Below are 26120 nucleotides of genomic sequence, written 5' to 3' on the forward strand. Positions count from 1 at the left end.
TAAAAGTTGACAAACATACTTATAAATGGTCATTAGCGCCAAGCATGGTGGTAGGTCAAGGGGTATAGGGTGTCCAGCGAATTCGAATATGTTTTTCCTGCAATCAGAGGCATTCAGGCCGGACGTGAATATTATGTCTCAATGTGTCCGTTGCGCCTGATTCCAAGACTGTTTTTGTTTGACGATGAAGAACTGCAACCTGAGTTCCGCGCACAACGCCAACTCAACAAGTCGCGCGTGCCGGAGATGGCGCGATATATGGTTGATAATCGTAAAGATTATATATTTTCGGCGCTTACAGCATCCATTGATGCAGAAATCGAATTCGAACCACTTGAAGCATTTGGTGACGGGCGCCGTGTCGGGCAGCTTCGTATCCCGATGTCTGCTCGTTTCGTCATCAATGATGGCCAGCACCGGCGGGCCGCTATCGAGTTGGCTCTTCGTGACCAGCCAGAGCTTGGAGACGAGTCTATCGCGGTCGTCTTTTTCTTGGATGTTGGGCTTAAAAAGAGCCAGCAAATGTTTGCTGACCTCAATCGATATGCTATCCGCCCGTCATCATCACTTGGTGTTTTGTACGATCATAGGGATGACATGGCGAGCGTGGCTCGAACGATTGTTGCAACTTCAGAAATCTTTCGGGATGTCGTGGAGTTGGAAAAAACATCGCTTTCTGCTCGGTCTCGAAGGCTATTCACTCTCAGCGCAATTTATCACGCAACCCGCGAACTGCTGCAGGACCAGATGTTCGAGAGCGCCAACGAGGCAGCGGCGGTAGCCAGAGAATATTGGGAGGCTGTTGCTGCTGTAATTCCAGAATGGTCAGCGGTTAAAGAAGGGCGTATTACAGCTGGCGAAGTGCGACAAGATTTTCTGCATTCGCACGGTGTCGTGCTGCAGGCTTTGGGAAGAGTTGGTGGCGATCTGCTAACATTTGCGAAGAAAGAGCGGAACGCAAAGATCAAGAAAATGAGCGGTATCAATTGGCGCCGTGCGAACACCTCCCTATGGGAAGGGCGTGCCATGGTGGCCGGGCGCGTCTCTAAGTCGCTGCAGAACGTCATTTTGACAGGTAGTGCTATAAAAAAACATATCGGGTTGGAGCTTTCGCCAGAAGAGTTGCGGCTTGAAGAAGCTCACGCGAAGAAAGGGGAATGATGGCAGGGAAAAGATGGTCTGCTTTCGATGAGTTTGGAGTTAACGAAACCATCGATCACCTGAAAACTGAGATACAGGACCTGTATTGCTCGGATGAAATTCCTTGGGTTGTTGGCTATAGCGGCGGCAAAGATTCTACAGCCGTTTTGCAGCTTGTTTGGTTGTCTCTTGCCGACCTGCCCGCATCCAAGCGACATAAAACTGTGCACGTAATTAGTACCGATACTCTTGTAGAGAATCCGGTGGTCGCGTCTTGGGTGTCACATTCTCTGGATAACATTAATAAAGCTTCCGAAGAAGGTGAGCTTCCCTTCATTGCGCACAGGTTGACACCAAAAGTAGAAAATACTTTTTGGGTGAACCTGTTGGGTAAGGGCTATCCTGCACCACGTCCGAAGTTTCGCTGGTGTACTGAGCGAATGAAGATTTCTCCTTCTCATGACTTCATTAGCTCGGTGGTTCAGAAAAGCGGCGAGGCCATCCTTGTGCTAGGCACCCGAAAGGCTGAGAGTTCTTTGCGGGCCAGCAATATGAAACGGCATGAGAAAGAGCGGACACGGGGCCGCCTTAGCCCCAATGCAGGGCTGGCGAACTCATTTATATTCTCGCCCATTGAAGAATGGACAAATGACGACGTTTGGCTCTTCCTCATGCAGGTTAAGAACCCGTGGGGGTATAACAATAAAGATCTTCTCACCATGTACCAAGGCGCAACAGCCGACGGTGAATGTCCCTTGGTGGTTGATACCAATACCCCAAGCTGTGGCGATAGTCGGTTTGGCTGTTGGGTCTGTACGCTTGTAGAAAAAGACAAATCGATGGAAGCCATGATCCTGAACGATCAAGAAAAGGAATGGATGGAGCCGTTGCTTGATCTTCGGAACGAGATTGATTTTCGAGGAGCAGACGGCAAGCCGACCGATCATGATCTGAGGGACTTTCGGCGCATGAACGGAAACGTGCAACTCTACCAAAACAAAGATGGCGAGTTTAAGCATATTCCGGGACCGTATTTGCAACATGTTAGGGAAAAATGGCTGAAGCAACTTATAGAGGCTCAGCAAGCTGCTCGAGAGTTGGGGCCTGATAGTGTAGCCGATCTTGAACTCATTACCCTAGCCGAACTCGAAGAAATTCGTAGAGTTTGGGTGATTGAAAAACACGAGCTGGAGGACAACCTTCCCCGTATTTATGAAGCGGCAACGGGCACTCCGTATCCAGGTCGACCACTTGATGACAATTTTGTCTTCGGGCGTGAAGAGTTGGATGTGTTGCGGGATATCTGTGGAGAGGACGGCCTTCACTTTGAACTGGCCCGAGAACTCTTGGCGGTTGAGAAGCGGTATAGAACAGCATTGCGGCGTGGAGGGATAACAAAATCCATCGAAAAAGCTTTTGAGCGCAATTTCTACGAGGACTCCAACGACGCCATAGACTGGGCTGTAAGAAGAAAAGACTTTCAGGCAAGCATGAACCTGGAAGATCTTGGGACTGAAGAGAGCCCAGAAGGTGAAGAGGCAGCCATCAAATGATTATTGATAAAATTATCCTTCACAATTTTGGAATTTATGCAGGGCTCCAGGAGATCGTATTAACGCCGCATTCTTCCGAGAAGCCGGTTATCCTTTTTGGTGGCTTGAATGGTGGCGGGAAGACTACATTGTTGGATGCTCTTCAGCTTTGTTTGTATGGGGCGCAGGCAAAAACGTCCAATCGCGGGAAGGCTAGCTATCAGGAATATCTTCGACGTTGCATAAACCGTTCTGCAACAAAGAAAGAGGCAGCTATATCACTTCAATTCCGTCATGTGATCGATGGCGAAGAAGTCTCTTATGATGTTCAGCGAAACTGGGCTGCCTCTGGGGCAAGTGTACAGGAATATCTCACGATCAAGCGTAACGGAGAGACAGATAAGGCACTTTCCGAAAACTGGATGGCTGAAGTAGCTGGCATCTTTCCGCCAAATATTGCGCATCTATTTTTGTTCGATGGCGAGAAAGTGGAAAGATATGCGGACAAGAGTACCTCAGCTGAGGTTATCGGAACTGCGATTGAAGGGTTGCTTGGCTTGGATATCGTTGATCAGCTCTCAAGAGACTTGATTGTTTTGGAACGACGAAAGCGGTCCGAAGTGGCAGGTTCCGCGTTTTTGAAGGAGAAAGAGAAGATTGAGGAGGCCCAGGCTGATCTCCGAAAACAGCTCGTTCCAATAAAGGATATGCTGGGGCAGTTGGTGCGTGATCATGGCTATGTAGAGGGTAAACTAGACGACAAAATCCTTCAATATAAGCGCTCCGGTGGTGAACTGTTTGATAACAGGGACCGAATATCTGATGAACTTGCCAAATGTAAAGAGCATCTCAACGAGCATCGGAAGGCACTGAAGAAGTTAGTTTCTGGGGCCTTGCCTTTCCTTCTTATCCAAGATGTATTGGAGGGCGCAGCTTCACGAGCCGAGGCTGAGAGTGAAGCCCAGCTATCAGCGAGATTTGTAGAAATGTTGCGGGATAGAGACCAGCATCTCTTCTCAGCAATTGCGGATCTTCCTGCGGCATCTTTACGGACGATACAAGAGTTTCTGAAGGCTGATATCGCCGAACGAGAAAAATCAGCTTCATCAGAAGCGTTACTAAACATTTCCGACGAAGCACGAGATGAACTTCAGCTTTTGTTAAAGCAGACCTTGCCCCAACAACATGTGTTGGCAGGGGCAGGGATGGAGGTCTTTCGTGAAGCAGAGGGCGAGCTTGCGTTCTGGAAAACAGAATATGAAAACATACCCTCCGAGGCAGAGTTAAAAGTTCTGTTGGATGAAATCGAAGATCTCAAACAAAAAGAAGACGAATTAGCGAACCAAATTGCGGATCAGGAAATTCTAAAGGTATCTTTGGAACACCAGTTGGCTGATTGGACCCGACGACTGGATAAGCTTGTTGAAGAAGAAGGATACAAGTTTGTTGAAGACGAGAAGGTTCGTCGAATTTTGCATCACAGCACAAAGGTTAGAGGTACGATAAAGTCGTTTAGGGAAATTGTGGTAGCCCGCCATATTCATCGAATTGAGACACTTGTTCTAGACAGTTTTCAACAACTGCTTCGGAAAGCGAACCTCATAGACAAAATCAGCATCGCCCCGTCGACATTTGAGCTGTCTCTATATCGTCCATCAGGAGAACTGCTTCCTACTGACCGTCTTTCAGCAGGCGAACGTCAGTTGTTGTCTATTGCGTTGCTATGGGGGCTTGCTCGCGCATCTGGGCGACCTCTCCCGATGGCAATTGACACGCCCTTAGGTCGACTTGATTCCATACACCGTCGATTGCTTGTTGAGCGGTATTTCCCGTTCGCTAGCCACCAAGTGATCTTGTTGTCTACAGATGAAGAAATCACAGGTGACTGTTACGACCTTCTTAAGCCATATATTGGCCGCACCTACAATTTGGATTTTGATGCTGATACTGGTTCAACAAATGTTGGGGAAGGTTACGAATTACATAAGGGGGCGGCGTAATGTCTCTGAATCACATTAGGCTTTCTCAAAAAGAGAAAGACCAGCTTATTACAATCAAGCGCACTACTGGCATCGAAAACTGGAACATCTTATGTAGGTGGGCTTTTTGCCTTTCCTTACGTGAAGACAGTATTCCACCAGATCAAAATTTGCCATCAGACAGCAATGTTGAAATGGATTGGTCGACTTTTGGCGGGCAATATAAAGATATCTATTTTGCGGCGCTCAAAGAGCGCTGCATCCGCGACGGTAAGAATTTGGATGAGGAAACATTGTCGCAACAGTTCAGGCTGCACCTGCGTCGCGGCATAGGATATTTGTTTGGGGACAAAGAGGCCCGTAGTCTCACAGGCATGGTGGATCAGGCCCTGGCGACATTGAGCGAATAGAAGTCCACGTTCTCTAAAGCGGCCGGTGGGGTTGAGGCGTTCTGCATGATGCCTACTATCAAATTAGACACGTGCAAGAATGGCATTCATGTCATTTCATGCGCAAAAATGTTCTTACCTTGCCCAGACAAACTTTCGTAACCAACAGAAGCGCTTTGGCATCAGGCAGACCGACCGCCTGTCGCATATGTATGTCATCGGGAAAACAGGGACGGGTAAAACCACACTACTAGAGAACCTGATCTTGCAGGATATACGCGCAGGTCGAGGGCTGGTTTTACTCGACCCACATGGTGACCTAGCAGAATGCATCGCCGCAAATATCCCGCTATTTCGCTCGGACGATCTCATCTATTTCAACACCACCAACCCACATCAGCCCTATGGCTGTAATCCCGTGCGGCACGTATCGCCAGATGTTAGGCCTCTCGTAGCATCGGGTGTCCTAGAAGTTTTCAAGAAACAATGGACCGGTAACAGTTGGGGCGTGAACATGGAACACATCCTGCGCAATGCCCTATTGGCGCTTTTGGATATACCACAAGCGACGCTGGCGGATATTCCTCGATTGCTTACAGATGATCAATCTCGGCAGGACGTCATTTCCCATATCGTTAATCCGCAGGTGAAGCGGTTCTGGGAACATGACTTTGAGGTGGGTGGTTTCAATCGCGCCAGTTCGCTCGGCCCTGTGCTTAACAAGGTAGGAGCTTTTTTGGCAGACCCGATGCTGTATCGGGTGCTGACTACGCCAGAAAAGCCCCTTTCCTTTCGCCGAGTTATGGACGAACGCAAAATCCTGATCGTCAATCTCGCTAAGGGACGGATTGGCGATGATGCCTCTTCCCTGCTTGGTGGGCTTTTGGTCACCATGCTGACGCTTGCGGCCTTCAGCCGGGCCGACCAGCCGGAGCATGAGCGTGTTCCCTTTTTTCTCTATGCCGATGAGTTCCAGAACTTTGCTACCGAGAGTTTTGCAGGTGCCGTGTCAGAGCTTAGAAAGACCAAGGTCGGCTTGATCCTCGCCCATCAGCACCTGCACCAGATACCAGAGAATATCCGGCTGGCTGTGCTGGGTAATGTGGGAACGTTGATCTCATTTCGTGTTGGCGCGAAAGACGCCCCCTATATGGCGCGTGAATTCTATCCAGATATCGGTCAGGAAGATCTGATCGGACTTCCCAACCATGAGATTTATCTAAAGCTGATGATCGACGGGGCTCCGTCACGCCCCTTCAGTGCAACGACGTTACCTCCCTCTCCCACCTCAAAGAGCATGCGCAACATGCCCAGGCATTATACTGCAAAGTAGAACAAATACTATTTATGCGCTATCTTTGCGCCTTATAGGCAAGGTCAGCATTAGGGGGAATTTATGGAATTGCTGTTCAAGCGCTCGCAGACGGCGAGTTCGGCAGGGCGTGTGGCGTTCAAACTATGGGGCAAAGTCGAGTTTGATGAAGAAGAGCAGGAAATCACAAGCCGATACCGATTTGATGACGCCGTCCTGATCTATGTCTCCCAGCCCGAGCTTTTGAATGCAGCCAAGGCCAGAGGCTTTGGAGCATTCCTGCTCGGTTGCTTGGTTTTCCTTGTCATAACCCAGTCATTCACGGTTGCCCCACTGCTCGCGGCAATAGCCGGGTGTGTGTATGGATATTATTATTACCACCAAAATCGCGAAACCATCTACGTCCGCGACCTAATGCATGGTCGATATTTTGCCTGCGACAGCGTCATTGAACTCGCGCGTAAGGAAGCCTGGCTTGAAACGCTTTGCGCCTTCCTTCGGCAAGTCATGGAAAGTGCAAAGCATTGGGACGGTGAAACGCGCTTCCCAATTGAAGCGCTGCCCAAAGACGAGGCGAAGCAGATCATCATTAAGGGTATCTGATGCCATTACATGCGGGTGCACGGTTCCATGCTTTCGTAAACGGCCTCTTCCAACCGTCGGAAGAGCGAGAGACCTGGCGGCTCTATAGAAAGGCCGAAAGGCTCTTTGAGAAGAATGGTCTTGCCGACCCTCAGGGGCGAACCGATCTTGCCACGCACATGGCCACAGACATCACGGAAAGACTGGGACGTCCCGCAGAACCAGAGCAGGTCATTTCTCTCACCTTACTCATTCTTGACCTTTTCAACTATGAAGGTCTGTTCCTGCTCCCCGACTTTGACTGCACAGATACTCATACCATCGCAGAGCATTTCGATCTTCGGGCGGAGCTGAAGCGGCAGCGCGACCTTATGACAGATTTTGATGGAGCTTGCACTTGCTTCAAGAATGCGCTCAGTCAGTGTCTTCACGCCGCCTATTCGGCCATGCCGTCCAACTCCGAGGATGGCATTACTTTTACCACCAATCTGCTGGACAGCCTTGCGAACGCAAACACTGTCATTGAGGACATGATGCTTGCCTTTTGGGGAGACATAGGCCGAAGACGGGATCTGTTTACCTGCTTACAGGGCACCTTCAGCCAAAACCTAATCCTCGCCTCTGGCAATTCTTCAGGGCGCAGCATGAGGTGGCCAGAAAAATGTAACATCAAAGACCCCACAGCACTCTGTGATACCTATCTGGTCGGCACTCCGCTGCGCCGCATTCTTGACCAGCCTCTGACCATATCTATTCCTCAGGAAACCCGCTTCGAGCACACCCACATCCTCGGTGGCACTGGGCACGGCAAGACGCAGCTTCTACAGTATCTGATCCACCACGACCTAAAGCAGGCTGAAGAGGACGAGCTATCCATTGTTGTGGTGGATAACCAAGGTGATCTGATACGCAAGCTATCCCGTCTGAATATATTCACCGGCTCGCTCGCGGAACATCTTATCATCATCGACCCCACTGACATCGAACACCCGCCAGCACTGAACCTGTTTGACGCTGGGCTGGACAGGCTGGACGAATACACACCGCGTCAGCGAGAACTGGCTTTCAACTCGTTGGTGGACATCTACGGTCGTTTCTTTGGAGCACTCTTGGGCGCTGAATTGACCGCACGGCAAGGCGCTGTGTTCCGCTACATTGCTCGGCTAATGCTCACGATCCCGAAGGCTACCATTCACACTATGATCGAGCTGATGGACGATGTGCAACCGTTTCAGGAATACATCAAGAAGCTGGACCCGACTGCGAAGCGCTTCTTTGAGCAGGAATTCTCGAAGAAGGGTTTCAATGCTACCCGGCAACAGATCAAGCAGCGGCTCTACACTGTGCTATCCATCCCCACCTTCGACCGGCTCTTCTCTGCCCCGAAGTCGAAGATCAACTTCTTTGATGCACTGAATGACGGCTCGATCATCTTGGTGAACACTGCCAAAGACCTTCTGAAAGCCGATGGGGCCGCCATCTTCGGGCGATTTGTTCTGTCTCTCATTGAACATGCCATTATGGAGCGGGCGACACTCGATGCAGACGAACGCATGCCCACCTTCCTTTATGTGGACGAAGCCCAAGATTATTTCGATGAAACCATTGAGACGATGCTAGTGCAGGGCCGGAAGTTTAATTTTGGGCTGACGCTAGCCCATCAGAACTTGGCGCAGCTATCCCCACGCCTGAACGCCGTACTTGCTGGCAATACGACGATCAAGTTTGCGGGCGGGATCAGTGATAAGGATGCCCGGTCACTTGCTTCAGATATGCGCACAACAGGGGCTATGTTGCTCTCAATGCAGAAACGCGGGGAGCGCACAGAATTTGCGCTTTCAGTGCGAAACCAGACGCCCCATGCGCTGAAGGTGAATGTTGAGTTCGGTCACCTCGAAAACTGCGCGGTTATGACAGATGCAGAGTATGTAGAGCTAGTGGCCCGGAACTGTGAGCATGTGTGTTATGTGCCCGAGGCACCCCAGCCCGAACCGAACTGGGAACCACAAGCAGCTACAGCCGCGCCAGAAAGCGCCGTCAGCAGCCAAGACCCCATGCAGGTGGGCCATCGTGCCATTCAGGAGGAAATCGCAGCCAAGGCCAAGAAACACGGCTTTGCGGCAAGTGTCGAGTATGTGCTTCCAAATGACAAACGCGTTGATGTGGCATTGTTTGGGCACGGCCTACGGATTGCAGTGGAGGTGTCGGTCACCAATCGGCAGGAATATGAACTATCCAATATCGAAAAAGCCCTGGAGGCAGGATTTGGCAGCGTATGGATGATTGCGGCGGATGGGGATCACCTTGATCAATTGCGCCAGTATATTCGCAATAAGTTACCACCAGACAAATGGGCATGTGTCTTGTTTGGCACGAGCTGCGATGCAAGTGCATGGATGCAAAGATACTCACCGTGTCCAAATGGATCGCCCAATGTAGCCGGGTTTGATACCCACTTAGTTATCGTAGCGACAGAAAACACAAGTGATCGTAGCTATCGTACAGAGCGCCTGCGAGACCTAATCCGACAGTGACCTAAGCCGACAAAAAGAAATCAGGCACGATAGGCTGTCAGTTGATTTCCCTGTTGTGATATTCATACTTGCAGTTGTAGATTTTTTTGAAAATTGAGGGCTTTTTTCGCATGAATCCTGTTCTGCCAAAATACAATAGCAGAGCAATCACAACGGCCAATCCAATCAAAATAATTACTGGTGACCAAACTTGAGACATTAAGCCCACAACAGTCTGTGTGAACAACTCTTTGAAGAGTATCCCACACCAAATGAGGACAATGAAGAAGCTAATAGCCTGATTGATTCCTGAAACAGAGAATGGATAGCTTGACATAGGGTTCCAGAAACTAATCCTGTTTTTCATCACAGTCTTATACAACTGACCCTCAAGGTCATCCTCCAGGCAATCAATGTGAGCTTCCCAATTTTCCTGCCAAAATTTGCTTCCCTTGTTTACAAGAAACCAAGCCAAAGAGAATACAAGGCCAATGCCTGCGATTATCAAGCTATATCGAGTATCGTGTCCTTTTACATACCCCGCAGCCGCAAGAGCAATGAAACCCCAAAAATACAGAGCCCTCTTCCAGTAAAGCTCTATTTCAAAGCCCCTTGTAGCCCACGCTCTATTTAAAGCTCTACCCTTACGGCTGGTATCAACGGGTTCGGTTTGTTCATTTTCGCCAATAGTCTTTCCAAAGACAATGTCTTCATATGAGTGGTGCTCTTCAGTCATTAAAAACCCCTGCTTAAGTAAGCAAACTATGATTGAAAAATACTAACTATTTCAACCATCCCTTGATGGGTTATACGTCACTCGAGCTTCGCAGCCAATGACGTCGCGCTTTCATTGTAATAGATCATCAGGCTTTTGATATCTCTGTGTCCCACAACGCGGGCCAAGGCCAATACGTCCAGTTTGCGGGAGAGCCGCGTAATTGCTTCATGGCGGGTATCGTGAAAACGGAGGTTCTCAATGCCTGTCTTTGCTATTGCCTTGCGAAACAGTGTTGAGGCGACACGGGATTCTACCCGAAGGTCAGTGCCGAGGAATTGTTTGCACAGTTCTATGGCGCGAGGCGAGAGGGGCACTTGCCTATCATCCCCATTCTTGGTTCTACTCAGTTGCACATATTTCTGCTCCAGAAATATGGATGAACTCTCCATGCCGCACATTTCGCCCAGCCGCATGCCGCTCTCAATGGCGAGAAGGAAGAATAACCCCACCAATTCACTCTTTGTCCGAATGGGTTGATGATCAGTATATCCAAGTGCGAGTACAACGCGGTCGATCTCGCCCTGCGTGATCAAGCGATCACGAGGCCGAGGCTGTCTGGGGCGGTCTAGGTCGTGAATAGGGTTCTTGAGCAGCCACAGCCATTCTTTACGCGCCTTGGTGAAAACCGCAGACATCAGGTTCAGTTCACGGTTAACCGTGCCTGGCGAGACCTCTCTTAGTCGTTTGTCCCGGAAAGTGGCCATATGCTGTGTGTTCAGGAATTTCATAGGTACTTTGGCTAACTCATCTTTCTGGAGGGATGTAAGGCGGATGACCTCCCAGCGCATCCCGCGCTTTGTGGGTGACACCTCTTCGGCATAACGACGGAATGCATCGCCGACGAGAATGTCACCGGCAATCTTGGTAAGCTTGCCTTCCATGATCTCAGCTTCTTTGAGTGTCGCCCATTCCACCGCACGGGCTTTTGTGCTAAAACTTGCGGACAGATAGTGGCCTTGTTTGCGGATCTCTACGCGCCATGTGTCCCCGCGTTTCCTATATGTTGCCATGAGTTTCTCCTATCACCTTTGGCGTAATTGGCGGCGCACTGGCACCAACTAACGCGGTGGGATATAGAAGAATCTCTAACTCTCGATTTTTGTAGTGGACAGCTAAGTTTCTGAAACTAAACGACTTAGTGACATTTTTCGCTATCTGGGAAGAACCCCCAACCTCAGACCGGGGGCACCAAACAAACGGCGACCATTTGGTCGCCTTTTTGTTTTGTGCCTTCCTTGAGGCATAACCGTGTTCGTTCACGCAGCGAATGGAATGAGCGAAGTAGACGTGAGCATAGCATAGCCAGCGCAACGTCATTCCGACCGGGGGCGCCATTTCATCTAGTTTGTTGATTTTATTGAAAAAATACACTGAATGCGGAATTGGGTGTAGGTTCGATATTTTCTAATTATCTGAATTATAAGAATACTATCCCAGAAAATTGTGGAAAGTTCATCCGAGTGCGCCACATACCGCATAGTGCACCAAGGCTAGAACGGCTTATTTGGGCCGCCGCCTTTCAATTTTGCCCAACTTTGCTATACAAGCATACACTTAGCCTCTACTCCTCGATGGATCAAAACCTGCGCCTATGAAGCCTAAACAACTATTCAAACGGCTATTGCTATCGTTGTTATTCATCGTGTTTTGCTGGATCAGTGTTTATACCTATTTCCCTTGGTACTGGGAATTTATGTATCGAGGCGATGGTGACTATGAAGTCACATACGACGGATGGGTTTTTCAAAACTACAACCTAACATTTTCGGACATTAGTTTGTCGGAGCCGGGAACATACACCTATAAAGCCGCGGGGTTGCAGACGAACAGTAATCCCAGCGTTGCCTTGTTCATGGAAAACCCAAGTGACTTCGATAAAGGAAATCTGGACGCAGAAGTAAGCGTAAAGATAAGAGACGGAAATGGGGAATTGTTCTTTGAAGTGAGCGGCCCACTGATAGCCAACAGAAGCTTATGCGGTTTGAGTCGCGATGAAGTTATAGAATTTAGAAACTTACATCCCACCTACTGGTATGCAATGCAGTGTCGCGAAGATAGCAAGTTGGCTCGTGACCATCATGTGTTTGCGATAGGAGGCTACGGCAAACTGGAATGGTCATGGTGGGAGAATTACACCATTGAAGTCACAGTAGAGAAGCCCTCTGAGCAATATCCAGACCTCAGGGGGAGGTTGAAAATTCAAAGCGGCTGGAAATAGTGCGCCGAATTTGCACCGAGGGCATAGTAAGTCATTGTTTTGTAAGGGGCTATGTTTCCGGCTGGGGGCACCATTTCTCAGGCTTCAGTCTTTTCCAGATAGTCTTTGACGGTCTTCAACAGCTCATCGCTGGCGGCTTGTATGTCCTGCAGCACGTCGGCCTGGATGCGCTGCATCACCATCTTGTTGCGGAAGGCGGACTGCAGGGCATGGTTGCCCGCCAGCTCTTCCCTGGTGGAAACCACCTCGCGGAAGCGGTAGCGAAGATGGTTGCTGAGGTCCAGCGTGATGTCCTTGGAATAGGCGTAGGACGTGTTCGTCTGCTGGATGGCTTCCATATAGGCGCTTTCATATTTCAGGATCGCGGCCTGCATGTCCTTTGACGTGATCAGGTCCAGCTTGCCGCCTTCGATCAGGCGGCGCAGGGCCGCGGGCCGGTGGCGCACGCCCCAAAAGCGGTAAACGGCCACATGGGTTCGCTGGAAAGTGGCCAGGTCTTCGTCGGTCCAGCTTTCCTTATACAGCAGGCCCGTTGCCGTGGTCGTCAGAGCGGCGACCTCGCGCGATTCTGCCATCTCCTTGGCGCGGTCCTGGGTTTCGGCCTCAAGCTGGCTGGCCAGGAATTCAAGGAAATAGCGGCCTTCAGCGGCGTCCTTGCGCGCCTGGTTCCAATCTGTCACCTGCAGGCCGATGAAAATACCGGTAATCACCACCAGAACGTCCAGCCCCACGGCCACCCAGTTCTGGTCTGTCACATGTTTCATAAACCGCCGAAGGATCATGGCGTTGCTCCCCTCAGCCCCCGCGTGAAGCCTAGCCGCATTTGGCGCGGCTGTCTAATGCGGGTGTCAGTCGCGGGCGCGGATGGTGACACGCGGGCTGGTGTAGTTCCAGTCGCACACCAGATCGCTTGAATATTTCTGGCAGATATTCAGCGCCACCACTGCCAGGCAGCGGCCGCCAAAATCACCCTTGATCATCAGGTCCTTTGGGGCGTCGCTGATGTCCAGCAGGGTGCGGCCTTCACTCTGCTGCTTCTCCTTCACCCTCGCGAGGCTAACAGGCGCGCTGCTGATGTCGAACGCGATGTGCCGCGTGTTGTCGAGCAGGACACTGTACCATTGGCCGCTAAAGTGCCAGGTGGCGCCGATGATCAGCAGGCCTATGAGCGGGTTCAGCTTCACCTGCGACAGCTTCAGTTCCTTGATCTTGATGAAATACAGGTTGATACCGCTTTGCAGTGTCATGTCGGCCCGGTCGCGCATCAGCACCACGACGCCGGTCAGCACCAGCAGCCCGAACACCGCCGCCGCCAGCGGCACCAGAATAGAGGCCACCAGCACCCAGAAGCCCTGTTCGTGGGCCACGCACAGCGCGCAATCAGGAAGCATGGTCTTCAAGCTCCCACGGGATAAAGATGGTGGTGATGCTGGTGCCTTCAAATGTTACGGTCACCACCCCGGGGTCAACCGTGAAGCCGGCATCGGAAACGCTGGCCTCGAAGGCGGGGGCCAGGCCCAGGAACACGTCGCTGACGCGGTGGGCATGTTCTTCAAAGAAGGCGGCGATGGCGCCATCAAGTGCCTTCAACGACCCGGCGGACAGGCTGTGTTCGTGCTTTCGCAGATAGGCGCCGCGCATGAACACCGGAATGGCTGCCTGCAGGAAATTAGGGTCGCTGAGGCCTTTGCGGTTCCGGTTTGTGAACTGGTGGTAGTAATAGCTGAAAATTTCGAACCGACGGTTTTCATAGGCTTTCCAGTCCAGCTCCAGAAGGTCAGCCAGCATCTGCCGGTCGGCGCTGAAGCCGCCAAATTCGACTTCGCAGACGGTCTTGTCCTTGTACATCCAGACGCTGCAGGCTGCCGCTGTGCCGTAGCCCTGCCAGGACTGGTCCTTGAAGTTGCATTCACAGCGCTTGTCGGCCGCCCTGACGTCCGACGCCGCCCCCGCGATGCACGCCAGCGCGACGCCAACGAACCCATGTAACAGCCTGTGGTCCATCCCATGCCTCCCCCAGATGAAAGATCAAATCTGGGTTGCATCGTAGCATATTGTCGGTTGCTTTGCTATCTGGCGTCAGTCCTGCGGCGCGGCCACTGTCGGCGGGCAGTAGCGCTGGCCCTTGTCGAAGATGATTTTCCAGTCGCCGTCGGCGTTCTTGCGCCAGGTGGAATGATAGTATGCCACCACCGTGCCGTCCGGCGCTTTCACCGGGCCGGTTGAATGGGCGAGCGTGCCGCTATTGAGCACCAGCACGGTCTCGGGCGCCCAGGAAAAGGGCGCGGCCTCGCCGTCATAATAGGGGCGCCAGCGCATCATCACGGCATCACGCCCGCGGTCCGGCACATTGGGGCCCCAGAAGACGGTTTCCTCATCCAGGAAGCTGGCGAAGGCGTCAAAATCGCGGTCGGCCATGGTTTTGGCGAAGGCGGCCTCAACGGCTGCTACTTCTTGCTCAAGCGCGGTGGCTTCATAGCCGGACAGCAGGTCGGCCGCCTGCAATGCGGGCGTGCCCAGGCCGATGGCCGCCGCCAATATAACGGATGTCAGGTGATAACGGGTCATGCTGTGTCCTCCCCAGCCCAATGTCTGGTGGCAGTCTACCTTGAGGGCCGGGGAGTTGTCTATTGCACGTCGGTTGAGGGGCCTCAGGGGCCTATTCCGGTTTCCTGAGCACCATGAAAATGGCCTTCTTGGGCCCCGGGCGCCACTTGTAGGCCACATCGAAGCCGGCGTCGGTGAAATCGGCTTCCAGCTGATTGGCGGTGATGAAGGCAACCACCCGCGGCGCATAGCCCACCAGCCGCATCAGCGGCAGGATGGGCTTCAGCCAGCCCATGCCGTCCTTCAGGCACACGGTACTGGTGACAAACAGACCGCCGGGCTTGAGCATGCGGTAAACCTGTTTGATTACCTCGCGCCGGTTTGGCACCAGATGCAGGATGGAATGGGCCATCACCATATCGAGGCTGGCGTCCTCGACCTTGAGGTCATCGATGGCAGACACCTCGAAGCTGACATTCCTGATGCCTTCTGCGTCGGCTTTTGCCTGCGCGATGGCGATCATTTCCTGAGAGATGTCGGTGGCGCGGATATGCTTCACATGCGGGGCGTGCCTGAGCGCCGTGGTGCCCGTGCCGCAGCCGATTTCAAGTACTTCCATGTCGGGTGTGAAATAGCCGCGCGTGACCTCAAGCTTGCGCTCGTAGGACGGCATGTCCGAGATTTTTGATTTCGCATAGCCCTTGGCCATGCGGTTCCAGAATTTTGCGTCTTGCTGCATGATGTTCCCCCATCGTTGCTGTCGTGGCCATAAGCCGATTGCACAGTGTATGTGGGAATGGGGACAGCGGTGTTAAAGGGTGACCTCAGGATTTTGCATCGCGCCGCAGTTTCAGGCGGTGGCCCACATCGACGATGGCTTCAATCGCAGGCTTCAGTTCCGCCCCCAGGTCCGTCAGCGAATATTCCACGGTGGGGGGTGAGCTGGGCACCACTTCCCGGTGCACGATGCCTTCGGCCTCCAGCTTCTTCAGCCGGGTGGTCAGCATCTTCGCAGACACGCCCACCACATCGTCCTTGAGTTCGCTGAAGCGGCGCGGCCCGGCCGACAGATGCCAGATGATATTGGGCGTCCACTGCCCGCCGATGATGGCGAGGCACTCGCTCAAGGGGCACATGGGGGGCGTGGATTCGACCTTGCTTTTGCGGCGTGTGAGCATGGGCTTCTTTCAATTACATAAATATTACAGTGGGTTACCAATTGGTTCCCTACTTACCAGATGGTAACCTCAAAGTCATGGTTACCTATTGAAACTAACTATGCAGTAGTTATTTGATTTCGTAAAGAACGTGCATCCAAACGCTCAACGGAGGACGAAATCATGTGGCACAGTAGGCGCGCAACCGAGGCGCTCAACATCCGGTATCCGGTCATTCAGGGTCCTTTCGGGGGCGGCTTTTCCAGCACCAACCTGGTGGCGGCGGTGTCGAACGCCGGGGGGCTAGGCTCCTTTGGCGCGCATAATCTGACGGGCGACCAGATCCGGTCGGTGGCCACTGAAATCCGGGAAAAGACGGACAAGCCCTTCGCGCTGAACCTCTGGGTGTCGGTGGTGGATGAGGGCGGTCATGGCCTGACCGACGATCAATATGCCCGCGCTTTAGAGGCCTTTTCGCCCTTCTATGAAGAACTGGGCATCAGCGCGCCGCCGCCGCCCGAAGATCACATTGAAAACTATGAGGAACAGGTCGAGGCCCTGATCGAGGCGCGCCCTGACGTGTTCAGCTTTGTGTTCGGTATCCCCTCAGTGGATGTGCTGGCGCGCTGCCGCACCGCCGGCATCAAGACAATGGGCGCCGCAACCACGGTGGCCGAGGCCAAAGCACTTGAGGCTGCCGGTGTGGATATCATCCTGGCCACCGGGCTGGAAGCGGGCGGGCACCGCCCGTCCTTCCTGAAGGCGGCGGAAGAAAGTCTGGTGGGCACGCTGCCACTGGTGCCGCAGGTGCGGGACGCGGTCTCTGTGCCCGTTGTGGCCGCCGGCGGCATTGGCGACGCGCGCGGTATCAAGGCCGCTTTTGCGCTGGGGGCGGACGCCGTGCAGCTGGGCACGGCCTTCCTGGCATGCGCAGAATCGAACGCCACCGACGCCCACAGGGACTGGCTGTTCGACAATGCGTCCGACGACACGGTCCTTAGCCGCGTGTTCACCGGGCGGCTGGCGCGGGTGAAGCGCAACCGCTTCACGGAAAGCGCGCCCGCGCCGCTGCCGTTCCCGCTGCAGGCCTGGTTCACCGGCGTCATGAAAAACACAGCCGCGAAGGTCGGGCAGCATGATCTCGCGTCGCTCTATGCCGGGCAGGGCTCGCCGCTCCTTAAACACCGGTCGGTCGAGGCGCTGATGACCGCGCTGCTGGCTGAGCTTGACCCTCAATTTTCCTGAATTTCAAAACCAAACCATGGAGACTGACAATGTATGACCTTTATTTTTCCCCGGGCGCCTGTTCACTGGCTTTCCACACCATGCTGCGCGAGGTGGGCGCACCGTTTCAGTTGATCAACAAGGCCGATGTGCCTGAGGCCGATTACGCCGCGATCAACCCCACAGGCACTGTGCCTGTCCTCAAGGACGGCGATCATTATGTCCGGGAAGGCGCGGCCATCGCGCTCGCGATCGCGGAAGCCTTCCCGACCGACCTACTGCCGGTTGGAGCCGCGGGCACCAACGCGCGCGAAGCCATGCTGTTCGCCAACGCCAGTGTACACCCGGCCTACAGCAAGCTGTTTTTCCTGGCCTTCAACCTGGAGGACGGCCCAGTGAAAACCCAGGCTCTTGAATTGGCCGCTGCCCGGGTCGCCAAATTGTGGGCCATTCTGGACCAGACGCTGGAGACCAGTGCTTATGTGGCAGGCGACGCGCTGACAATTGCCGACATCATGCTGACGGTTTACGCCAACTGGGGCCAGTTCTTCCCGGTCGACATTCCGCTTGGCAAGAATGTCCAGCGTGTGATCGCTGACGTCACCAAACGTCCGGCCTTCCAGGAAGCGCTGGCCGCTGAGGGCGTGACCTACAAAGCCGCTGCATAAGCCTGCCACCGGGGCGCCCATTGGGTGTCCCGGCTGCTTTATCATGGTTCTTGTTTTGTTCCGTTGGTTTGGTGCATACTGCGATCCAGCAACCGAAGGGGGAGAGATAGATGATCAAGGGAAGCTGCCACTGTGGCGCGGTTCATTTTGAAGTGCGCAAGCCGCTTGAATGGATCACCGAGTGCAATTGTTCTGCCTGCCGCAAACTGGGCACCATCTGGGCCCATGCGGATGAGAGCGAGATTGACCTGACGCACGCTGAGGGCGCCACCCTCAGTTATGTCTGGGGCGACAAGACGCTGGCATTCCACAGCTGCAAGACATGCGGCTGCACGACCCATTGGCTGACGCTTGATAAGGCAGACGGTACGCGGATGGCTGTTAACATGCGCCTGGCGGAGCCTGCCGATGTGGCCAACATTCCGGTGCGGCACTTCGACGGCGCCGACACCTGGCGGTATCTGGATTGATCTTTTCTTTACTTGGGGCGGTTTGAGGCGCACATTTCCCTTTCGCGATGGGGTCGCGGGAGAGACAAAGTATGGCAGGCAACGGCCCCCAGAAGACGCGCGTTTACGACAAACACCCCATCATCGATAGCGAAAGATGGTCGGTCTACAATCACCGGCCAGGCGATATCGTCATCACCACGTCCTATAAGGCCGGCACTACCTGGATGCAGACCATCGTTGCCAACCTCCTGTATCAGGACGGCAACTTCCCTGCGCCCGTCAGCGTGATGGCGCCGTGGCTTGATATGGCCCTGCCGCCGCTTGATGAAGTGGCCGCCGGGCTTGAAGCCCAGGAAGGGCGACGGTTTATCAAGACTCACCTGCCGCTTGACGGCATCCCCTTCTATGACACGATGAAATATATCTATGTTGGCCGGGACGGGCGCGATGTGTTCATGTCCATGTGGAATCACCATAGCAATTACAATGACGACCTGAATGCCATGGCGCGCGCGACCGCAGCTGCCCATGGCAGGGAATGGCCCGCAGAATATGCAGACATCCATGCCATGTGGCGTGACTGGGTCGGCAGCAGTTGGTTCGACTGGGAGGAAAGCGGTTTCCCTTACTGGTCGCACCTGCATCATGTGCAAAGCTGGTGGGACCACCGCGACCTGCCCAACATTCATTTTGTTCATTTCGCCGACCTGTTGGCCGACCCGGAAGGGGCGATCCGCCGCCTGGCTGCCTATCTGGATATCGAGATTGATGAAGCCATGCTGCCTGGCATCCTGGAAAGGATATCCTTTGGCGCTATGAAAAAGGGGTTCCAGAACATCATGCCAGAAGCCGACGATATCTGGCGCGGTGGCGGCAGTACCTTCATGAACAAAGGCACCAACGGCCGGTGGCGCGGTGTGCTGACGGATGAGGAGCTAGGGCAATATGACGCCGTGGTCGCGAAAGCGCTGGCGCCGGATTGTGCCAGATGGCTGGAGCACGGCGGGCCGGTCTAGATATAATCGAAGTCTTCCTCCGGGTGATGTACGTCCGGCTGCACCGGATGGATCGGGACAGTCAGGGTGACAGTTGTGCCCTTGCCTTTCTCGGATTCGATCCGCATGCCGCCTTTCATCAACAACATGAAATGTTCCACCAGCGGCAGGCCAAGGCCCGTTCCTTCGCCTTCCGTCTGGACATACATCTGCTCGCTCACCTGGGCAAACGGCTGCATCGCCAGCTCGATTTCCTGATCACTCATGCCGATGCCGGTGTCAGCAACCTTCAGTTCAAACTGATCACCCAACTCAGTGGCCTCGATGGAAATACTGCCTTCTGCAGGTGTGAATTTCACCGCATTTGATACCAGATTGATAATCACTTGCTTGAGGATGCGGGGGTCGGTTGTGATCTCCAGTGGCGGCACATTGATCTGCAGCTTCTGGTTCTTGCGGTCCATCAGCGGCTGGCTGAAGGAAACGGCTTCCTGCACGATCTTGTCCAGATAGGCATCATTGAATTGCAGTTCGAACCGGCCCGCTTCCAGCTTCGACAGGTCGAGGATGTCATTGATGATGTCCAGCAGATGTTTGCCGCTGTCGCAAATGTACCCCAGATATTCTTTGGTCTGTTCGGGCGTAACCGTCATATCCCTCTGCAGCATCTCGGAAAAGCCGATTACCGCGTTCAGGGGCGTCCGCAGCTCGTGGCTCATGGATGCAAGGAAGCGTGATTTGGCAATGCTGGCGGCTTCGGCTTCCTCTTTCGCGTGGGTCAGTTCCATGGTGCGTTCCACCACCATTTGTTCCAGCCGCTCTTTCTGTTCTTCCTGCAGTTTATAGTGCAGGCGAAGCTCATGGATCATATCTGCGAAGGCGCTCTGGAGGATGCGGAGCTCGTCATGGCTGTTGCGTTCACTGTTTTTGAGAAGCGCTCGGGTGATTTCGTCATCCAGCTCTTTCTGCAGGCCGCCAAAGCGGGCGCGCCGGGCAAGGCTGGTGACCATCTGCAGCGGCTTCAGCCAGCGCTTCAACAGCCAGGCGGCGACCACAAGACCCAGCAGCGCCAGCACGCCGGCATATAAGCTGGCCTGCTTGATCAGGTCGTTGATGCTGCCGTGCACCCGTTCGGTGGTTACCCCCAGATGTACAACCCCTATGAGTTCCTGCTGCGTCGTACCGGCTGTTTCCGTTGGCTCGGCGTCAACCATCAGGTCTTCGTCGAACAGGTCGTCGCTGTCATTGGCCAGCAGGTCGCGCCAGATCGGGGCGCCGATATGCATGCCGGCGCCAAGAATGTCCGTGGCCTCTGCGCTATTTTCTGCGTGCTGCAGCACAACAGACCCCCGTGCCTGCTGCACAGTGCTGGCGACAATGGCGTCAATTTCCTGTTCCTTGACCGTCTCCGGCAGAGAAGCGATCACCTGGCCCGATGGGTCAAGGATGCTGATGTAACTGACGTCCGGGTCCTGCAAATAGGGCCTTAGGGTTTGTTCGAGCAACAGCCTGTCGCGTACCAGAACACCCAGTTTTACGTTTTTGGCGATCCCCGTTGCCGTGGCTTGGCCGCGCTGTTCGAGGTCGTCCGTGAACACCCGCGATGAAGTCACCACAAATGCGGCAGCCAACAGCCCGCCGACAGACAGAACCAGAAGCACGAGGAACCCGATGGCCCTTTGTGTCAGGCTGAGGTTGTCTGCAAGCCAGCGCCCTGGCGCCCATGTCTGGTCCCGCCTCTTCATCGCAGCACCATCTTGATACCTGCAGGGGCATCGCCGGTGGCTCTCGGGGTCTGACTGCGCGTGTCTTGATTGACGAGCAACTGGAACAGGGTGGGGTCGTCAGACAGATCCGGTGCAACACCGGTCTGAAGAAATTGCTCAATGGCACGGCCAAGCTTTTCGCCCAGCCGGGCTGGGTCCACTGTCAGGGCGGCCAACATGCCGCGCTCCACCAGTCTATCGCTGTCTACCAGGGTGGGTATCTGGTTCTCAAGTGTCAGCTGCAGGATATATTCGACGGTGTCGCCATTGATGGCCACCCGGTCCTGAATGAAGATGAGAGCATCCATTTCCTGGATTGCCGTTCGCAGGCCCTCAGGCACATCATAGGGTCGCTGGACATAATAGAATTTGATCTGTAGGCCGAGGTCTCGCGCTGCCTCGACTGTCGGGTCCCGGATTTCATCCAGGCTCTGTTTGGTTGCCAGGAAACCAACTTTCTGGATATTGGGTGCCAGTGCCTTCAGCGCCTGAAGCTTCAGTTTGGGCGAAGGCGGAATAACAAGGTTGACGACACTATCTTCATACTTGTCTGTTTTTATATCCGGCGTGCCAAGGCTGTAGAAGATGGGGACATCTTTCAGCTCGCGGGCGATCATGCGGGTGGCGGGTTTGCCAAGCGTGATCACCAGATCCAGGGCTCCGTCCTCTTTCAGTTTTGCCAGTTCGTAGGAAATCTGTCTGCCAATGCGGACGCTGCCTCTCATGTCCATGTATTTGACAGGGCGGCAAAGAGCGCAATGCTGGTTGAGAGCTTCTGCAAGCGTGATGCTTTGGTCGCGCTTGACGGTATCCACAATATAGACTTCCGCAGCCCAAGTGGGTGCGACCGGGAGGAGGCAGGCCAACAGGCCCCAGAGGCCGTGGAAACTCCTTCTCCACCTGCTTGCGCGAGAGCGCCTGTTTTTATAGCAGTCGTCCGCCGTCATATGCGATCGGTTTGTCCCTTTCCCGACAAAAGGGTCAGCTTGCCCTTTCAGGCCTTGCCCACCATGCATAAGCATATCAGGCAATAGGTTAGTAGCCGGTTAAGGATGATGTCGGTGATTTTCGGCGACAATCAGCCCAATAGTGTTGCTTACCGCTGAGGGCGCTCTATTCTTCTGATGGACACGGGAGGAATTCACATGAAAAAACTGAGCCTGATTGCCCTTATCTTTGTGGTTTGGACGGTGGTGCCGGCGCGTGGCAGCGATATACCAACAGCATCGCCCGAAGACGTAGGCCTGTCGGCGTCAACACTTGATGCCATGACGCGCCATTTCGACGCCTATATCAAGGAAGGCAAGCTCAGTGGCCTGACCACCCTGGTGGCCCGGCACGGCAAGGTGGTGCATTTCGAAACCTATGGCGACCGCACGCTGGCGGGGAATGAGGTGCTTAAGGATGATGATATTTTCCGCATCTATTCCATGACCAAGCCGGTGACCGGTGTGGCCCTGATGATGCTCTATGAGGAAGGCCGGTTTCAGCTGGATGATCCGGTCTCAGTCTATCTACCTGAATTTGCAAACGCCCAGGTCTTCGAGGCCATGGCGGAAGACGGCACGGTTGAAACCGTGCCAGCGAAGCGCCCGATCACCATTCGGGACCTGATGCGCCACACGGCCGGCCTGACCTATGGCTTGTTCGGCGAAACCCCGGTGGACAAGCTGTATCAGAAAAACGGCGTACTGCAGTATGGCCTGTCGGCAGAGGAATGGATTTCCCGCCTGGCCAGCCAGCCGCTGCTGTATCAGCCCGGCGACCAGTGGGTCTACAGCTTTGCTGTCGATGTGCAGGGGCGTCTGATCGAGGTGCTGTCGGGCAAACCGCTGGACCAGTTTTTTGAAGACCGGATTTTCAAACCCCTCGGCATGACCGATACGGGTTTCTATATTTCAGCAGAAAAGGCCTCGCGCCTTGTCGATATGGTCAAGCCCGTTCAGGATCCAGCGGAAGGCGAAGGCCTGGCCGTCACGACCGACCCTTATTTCCCGGACTATACCAAGAAACCGGCCAGCTTTTCTGGCGGTGGCGGGCTGGTGTCCACCACGCTTGATTATTGGCGCTTTGCCCAGATGCTGGCGAACGGCGGCGAGCTGGACGGTGTGCGCCTCCTGAAGCCGGAGACAATCCGCCTGATGGCGTCAGACCAACTGCCCCCGCAAGCGGCGGGCCTTTGGGGCGCTGACCGCGGGCTCGGTTTCGGGCTGGATTTCGCCGTGGTCAAGGACGTGCAGAAATATGGCGGGTACGGCAGTGAAGGCATTTTCTACTGGAGCGGCATGGCCAACACCCATTTCTGGGTCGACCCCAAGGAAGATATGGTGGTGATCCTGATGACAAACCTGCTGCCGTACGGTGCTGTGCCCCTTCGGGAAGACCTGACCAAATATGTCTATGAGGCCTTGGGGCAGTCGGGCAGTGCGGACACTGCCCAGGCGCGATGATCAGGTGCTTAATTGCTGTCCAGGATGGTCTCGCCGAGCTCGAAGTTGAACCGGTATTTTACGCCGGTGACCGTTTGCGGTTTCCCGCGCACCATCTTCGGCTTATATTTGAATTTCGATGCAGCGCTTCGGACCGCTTCTTCAAAATATCCAGCTGGCTCGGCTTCAAGAATCTTGATTGACGTCGGGTCCACCCAGCCGTTTTCCATGACCGTCAGCTCAATCACCACATAGCCTGTGACATTGTCTTCAATCGCTTTGCGGGGGTACTGTGGCTGCACGCGTACAAGGGGCAGATAGTCGCCCGTGTCCGTGCGGCTGGCGCCCATGAACTGGTTGGTAGCGAACAGAAATTTCTGATCCCCTGCTGTGGATACCAGCGTGGGTGCTTTGGTGTCCTCAATGGTGTTGCACCGATCCGCCATGGGCCTCACTGCCGCTATCGCGTCCCTTTTTGCCATGCCTTGGGCCTCATAGGCGCCGGCCAGCATGCGGCAATAGTCGGCGTGGGGCCATTCGGCAACCAGGCTCTTGAGGGCGGCGACCGCTTTGTCCTGTCTCCCAAGTTCCCACGCGGCAGGCACCATCAGTTCATAGAGCGCGAATGTGGGTTGCCGTTTCTGCATGGCGTTGGCTTTATCGAGTGCCTGGTCAAGGAAGGCGAGTGTGGCGTCATATTTCTTCAGGTCATAATTCAGTCTGGCAAGGTACTGTAGGCCGCTTGCGTCAATCTCCCGCTCGGCGTTCAGGGTCAGCCATTCGTCCGCGCGGGCGCTGGCTTGCGCGAGGTTGTTGTTGGCATACTGCAGCATCGACAGTGTCTTGAGGATGCCAAGCTCAAGCCCAAAAGGGATCATGGTTCGGTTTTCAAGGATGTGCTGATAGGCACTGATGGTGCCCTCCGTATCATCCAGTTCGTAGGCCAGCATGGCAGCAAGCTGCCAGGCGACTGCGCGTTCATAGCCGTTCAGCCTTTCGTCGCTTGTCAGAGCGTCCCTGAGGGTGGTTGCGAGGGCATAGTCCCTGCTGTCGATTGCCTCCTGCAGTTTCTGCGCGCGCTTGTGGACATCAAGGCCCATTGCCGGGATTTTGCGGACCTGACCTGGGGTTGCCGTGTCGCGGTTGACGCCAGGTTGCACCGAATAGTGACTGCCGCCGCAGGCTGTGAGCGGCAAAAGCAGGAGCGCAAGCGCGGATGCGCGCAGCAAGTTCAGCGAATGTATCATGTTTCCCCCATATCGAGTGCTCGAGAGCGGTCATCTGCACTGTCGGGCCAACACTAACGGATATGGAGAGGTTTGTTAAACGCAAAAGAATGCGGCGGGGCATGTGCCCCGCCGCGCGCCTGGCTGTTTGCTCACAACGGATGACCCCCATCTACTCAGAGCGAACAACGATGGCGACTTTGTCCCGCGGCATGCCGGCTTTCACCGCTTCGTCGTGGATGCGGATATACCGGCCCATGGCCGCGTTCGGGTCTGTCTCCACCACCACGGGCGCTTCGGGGCGGGCCGTGTGTTCCTGCTTGATGATCGCCTCGATGGACCAATGGTCGATCAACCGTCCGGCATGGAAGATGCGGCTCTGGGCATCGACGGAGAAACCGATCGGCTCTGTCGGGGATTTCGGGCCCGGCTGCGGCTTCTGGAAGTTTACCGAAAGGCCATCCTCGCGGATGAAGCTGGCGGTCACGATGAAGAAGATCAGCATGATGAAGACGATATCCAGCATCGGGGTCATGTCTGCCCTCGCGGCGGTACGCGTGCGGGTTTGTGTGCGCATGAAAGCCTCCTACTGGTTTTCAGTCAGTTCAAAGGTCATGCGGTATTGGCCTTTCGATTCCCGTGCCTGGCCGTCCACTACTGTGGGCTTGTATTTATATTTCTGTATGGCGGCCAGCGCGGATCGCTCGAAATAGCCTTTCGGCTCGGCATCGATCACCACGGCATTTTCAACGGTACCCTGCTTGGTCACGGTGAATTCAAGGACCACCCACCCTTCAACGCCATGCTCCAGCGCCCTGCGTGGATAGATGGGCTGGACGCGTACGATCGGGATACGTTCGCCGTCTGACAGGCCGTCAAGCTTGAGCAGAGAGTCAGCGCCAATGTCAGTTGGTACCGGAATTTCGCCGGGCGTGATATTGATGCCATCCGGCAAGGCCGATTTTTCAAACTTCATCTCGGGTTCTGGTTGCACCTCTGGCGGCGGTGGGATGCGATCAACCTCACGGGCCTCAATCTTCTTGATCTTCTCGATAACGAAGTCGGGCCGGAAGACAGTGGTGGGGGTCTGAAACTCAAGGTCGTCTGACGCCACCAGGCTCTGCATCAGATAGAACAAGCCGAAGGTTGCGGCCATGGCGGCACCGGAAATGGGAACCAGTTTGGTTTGATTGGTTGTTGCGAACATAACGCC

General features: G+C 54.4%; 26 protein-coding genes. 13 read left to right on the plus strand and 13 right to left on the minus strand.

All coding sequences use genetic code 11. The features are described from left to right. Positions 1-69: 69 nt before the first annotated feature. From dndB to B3Z17_RS13370, 7 genes are all read left to right on the plus strand, one after another. Complete coding sequence (gene dndB, locus B3Z17_RS13340; RefSeq protein WP_286830243.1) at positions 70-1161, plus strand: DNA sulfur modification protein DndB; 1092 nt, start codon at positions 70-72, stop codon at positions 1159-1161. Then, positions 1158-2693 carry a DNA phosphorothioation system sulfurtransferase DndC gene (gene dndC, locus B3Z17_RS13345; RefSeq protein WP_286830244.1) on the plus strand — a complete coding sequence of 512 codons (1536 nt, stop codon included), beginning with the start codon at positions 1158-1160 and terminating at the stop codon, positions 2691-2693. The genes dndB and dndC overlap by 4 nt, the downstream gene beginning before the upstream one ends. Then, on the plus strand, positions 2690-4672 hold the full coding sequence (gene dndD, locus B3Z17_RS13350) for a DNA sulfur modification protein DndD (RefSeq protein ID WP_286830245.1): 1983 nt from the start codon (positions 2690-2692) through the stop codon (positions 4670-4672). Before dndC ends, dndD begins: the two co-directional genes overlap by 4 nt. Next, positions 4672-5061: a DNA sulfur modification protein DndE gene (gene dndE, locus B3Z17_RS13355; protein ID WP_286830246.1), complete on the plus strand. Its 390-nt coding sequence runs from the start codon at positions 4672-4674 to the stop codon at positions 5059-5061. The genes dndD and dndE overlap by 1 nt, the downstream gene beginning before the upstream one ends. An 88-nt stretch (positions 5062-5149) precedes the next feature. Then, the gene (locus B3Z17_RS13360; protein ID WP_286830248.1) at positions 5150-6373 is read left to right on the plus strand and encodes a type IV secretory system conjugative DNA transfer family protein; all 1224 of its coding nucleotides are present in this window, start codon (positions 5150-5152) and stop codon (positions 6371-6373) included. A gap of 63 nt (positions 6374-6436) precedes the next feature. After that, on the plus strand, positions 6437-6955 hold the full coding sequence (locus B3Z17_RS13365; RefSeq protein WP_286830249.1) for a hypothetical protein: 519 nt from the start codon (positions 6437-6439) through the stop codon (positions 6953-6955). Continuing rightward, positions 6955-9468, plus strand: coding sequence for a type IV secretory system conjugative DNA transfer family protein (locus B3Z17_RS13370; protein WP_286830250.1), 2514 nt, complete (start codon positions 6955-6957; stop codon positions 9466-9468). Before B3Z17_RS13365 ends, B3Z17_RS13370 begins: the two co-directional genes overlap by 1 nt. 37 nt (positions 9469-9505) lie before the next feature. On the opposite strand, the gene B3Z17_RS13375 is transcribed toward B3Z17_RS13370, so the two are convergent. After that, positions 9506-10183 carry a hypothetical protein gene (locus B3Z17_RS13375; protein WP_286830251.1) on the minus strand — a complete coding sequence of 226 codons (678 nt, stop codon included), beginning with the start codon at positions 10181-10183 and terminating at the stop codon, positions 9506-9508. A gap of 77 nt (positions 10184-10260) precedes the next feature. Next, positions 10261-11235 carry a tyrosine-type recombinase/integrase gene (locus B3Z17_RS13380; protein WP_286830252.1) on the minus strand — a complete coding sequence of 325 codons (975 nt, stop codon included), beginning with the start codon at positions 11233-11235 and terminating at the stop codon, positions 10261-10263. Positions 11236-11816: 581 nt separating this feature from the next. On the opposite strand from B3Z17_RS13380, the gene B3Z17_RS13385 reads away from it, so the two are divergent. Next, complete coding sequence (locus tag B3Z17_RS13385; protein ID WP_286830253.1) at positions 11817-12443, plus strand: hypothetical protein; 627 nt, start codon at positions 11817-11819, stop codon at positions 12441-12443. Positions 12444-12520: 77 nt separating this feature from the next. Here B3Z17_RS13385 and B3Z17_RS13390 read toward each other — a convergent pair whose 3' ends face one another. The 6 genes from B3Z17_RS13390 to B3Z17_RS13415 form a co-directional block, all read right to left on the minus strand. Next, positions 12521-13225, minus strand: coding sequence for a hypothetical protein (locus B3Z17_RS13390; protein WP_286830254.1), 705 nt, complete (start codon positions 13223-13225; stop codon positions 12521-12523). A 66-nt stretch (positions 13226-13291) separates the two neighbouring features. Beyond that, entirely contained in the window at positions 13292-13834 is a 543-nt protein-coding gene (locus tag B3Z17_RS13395; protein ID WP_286830255.1) for a hypothetical protein, read from the minus strand. Beyond that, positions 13824-14447, minus strand: a complete 624-nt coding sequence (locus B3Z17_RS13400) for a hypothetical protein (protein ID WP_286830257.1) — start codon at positions 14445-14447, stop codon at positions 13824-13826. The genes B3Z17_RS13395 and B3Z17_RS13400 overlap by 11 nt, the downstream gene beginning before the upstream one ends. 75 nt (positions 14448-14522) lie before the next feature. Then, complete coding sequence (locus B3Z17_RS13405; protein ID WP_286830258.1) at positions 14523-15011, minus strand: YybH family protein; 489 nt, start codon at positions 15009-15011, stop codon at positions 14523-14525. Positions 15012-15102: 91 nt separating this feature from the next. After that, positions 15103-15729 carry a class I SAM-dependent methyltransferase gene (locus B3Z17_RS13410; RefSeq protein WP_286830259.1) on the minus strand — a complete coding sequence of 209 codons (627 nt, stop codon included), beginning with the start codon at positions 15727-15729 and terminating at the stop codon, positions 15103-15105. Between the two features lie 85 nt (positions 15730-15814). Continuing rightward, a complete protein-coding gene (locus B3Z17_RS13415) occupies positions 15815-16168 on the minus strand; it encodes a winged helix-turn-helix transcriptional regulator (RefSeq protein WP_068301789.1) in 354 nt (117 codons plus the stop codon). A gap of 162 nt (positions 16169-16330) precedes the next feature. On the opposite strand from B3Z17_RS13415, the gene B3Z17_RS13420 reads away from it, so the two are divergent. The 4 genes from B3Z17_RS13420 to B3Z17_RS13435 all read left to right on the plus strand — a co-directional run bounded on the left by B3Z17_RS13420 (position 16331) and on the right by B3Z17_RS13435 (position 19507). Beyond that, positions 16331-17392 (plus strand): NAD(P)H-dependent flavin oxidoreductase, encoded by a 1062-nt coding sequence (locus B3Z17_RS13420; RefSeq protein WP_286830261.1) that lies wholly within the window; start codon positions 16331-16333, stop codon positions 17390-17392. Positions 17393-17421: 29 nt separating this feature from the next. Further along, positions 17422-18039 carry a glutathione S-transferase family protein gene (locus B3Z17_RS13425; protein WP_286830262.1) on the plus strand — a complete coding sequence of 206 codons (618 nt, stop codon included), beginning with the start codon at positions 17422-17424 and terminating at the stop codon, positions 18037-18039. A 110-nt stretch (positions 18040-18149) separates the two neighbouring features. Then, entirely contained in the window at positions 18150-18509 is a 360-nt protein-coding gene (locus B3Z17_RS13430) for a GFA family protein (protein WP_286830263.1), read from the plus strand. 71 nt (positions 18510-18580) lie between these two features. Continuing rightward, on the plus strand, positions 18581-19507 hold the full coding sequence (locus B3Z17_RS13435) for a sulfotransferase domain-containing protein (protein WP_286830264.1): 927 nt from the start codon (positions 18581-18583) through the stop codon (positions 19505-19507). Here the strand turns inward: B3Z17_RS13435 and B3Z17_RS13440 are convergent. Together B3Z17_RS13440 and B3Z17_RS13445 are read right to left on the minus strand one after the other, a co-directional pair. Then, the gene (locus B3Z17_RS13440; protein ID WP_286830266.1) at positions 19504-21231 is read right to left on the minus strand and encodes a sensor histidine kinase; all 1728 of its coding nucleotides are present in this window, start codon (positions 21229-21231) and stop codon (positions 19504-19506) included. The genes B3Z17_RS13435 and B3Z17_RS13440 overlap by 4 nt on opposite strands. Next, entirely contained in the window at positions 21228-22067 is an 840-nt protein-coding gene (locus B3Z17_RS13445; RefSeq protein ID WP_160328570.1) for an ABC transporter substrate-binding protein, read from the minus strand. The genes B3Z17_RS13440 and B3Z17_RS13445 overlap by 4 nt, the downstream gene beginning before the upstream one ends. 330 nt (positions 22068-22397) lie before the next feature. Between B3Z17_RS13445 and B3Z17_RS13450 the strand changes: the two genes are divergently transcribed. Continuing rightward, on the plus strand, positions 22398-23702 hold the full coding sequence (locus B3Z17_RS13450; protein ID WP_286830268.1) for a serine hydrolase domain-containing protein: 1305 nt from the start codon (positions 22398-22400) through the stop codon (positions 23700-23702). An 8-nt stretch (positions 23703-23710) separates the two neighbouring features. Here the strand turns inward: B3Z17_RS13450 and B3Z17_RS13455 are convergent, their stop codons facing one another. The 3 genes from B3Z17_RS13455 to B3Z17_RS13465 all read right to left on the minus strand — a co-directional run bounded on the left by B3Z17_RS13455 (position 23711) and on the right by B3Z17_RS13465 (position 26114). Then, positions 23711-24928, minus strand: a complete 1218-nt coding sequence (locus B3Z17_RS13455; protein WP_286830270.1) for an energy transducer TonB — start codon at positions 24926-24928, stop codon at positions 23711-23713. Positions 24929-25079: 151 nt separating this feature from the next. Beyond that, on the minus strand, positions 25080-25484 hold the full coding sequence (locus tag B3Z17_RS13460) for an ExbD/TolR family protein (protein WP_286830272.1): 405 nt from the start codon (positions 25482-25484) through the stop codon (positions 25080-25082). A gap of 9 nt (positions 25485-25493) precedes the next feature. Continuing rightward, entirely contained in the window at positions 25494-26114 is a 621-nt protein-coding gene (locus B3Z17_RS13465; protein ID WP_286830273.1) for an energy transducer TonB, read from the minus strand. Positions 26115-26120: the final 6 nt, after the last annotated feature.

The organism is Kordiimonas sp. UBA4487, assembly GCF_002389025.1.
In the GTDB taxonomy this organism is placed as follows: Bacteria; Pseudomonadota; Alphaproteobacteria; order Sphingomonadales; family Kordiimonadaceae; genus Kordiimonas; species Kordiimonas lacus.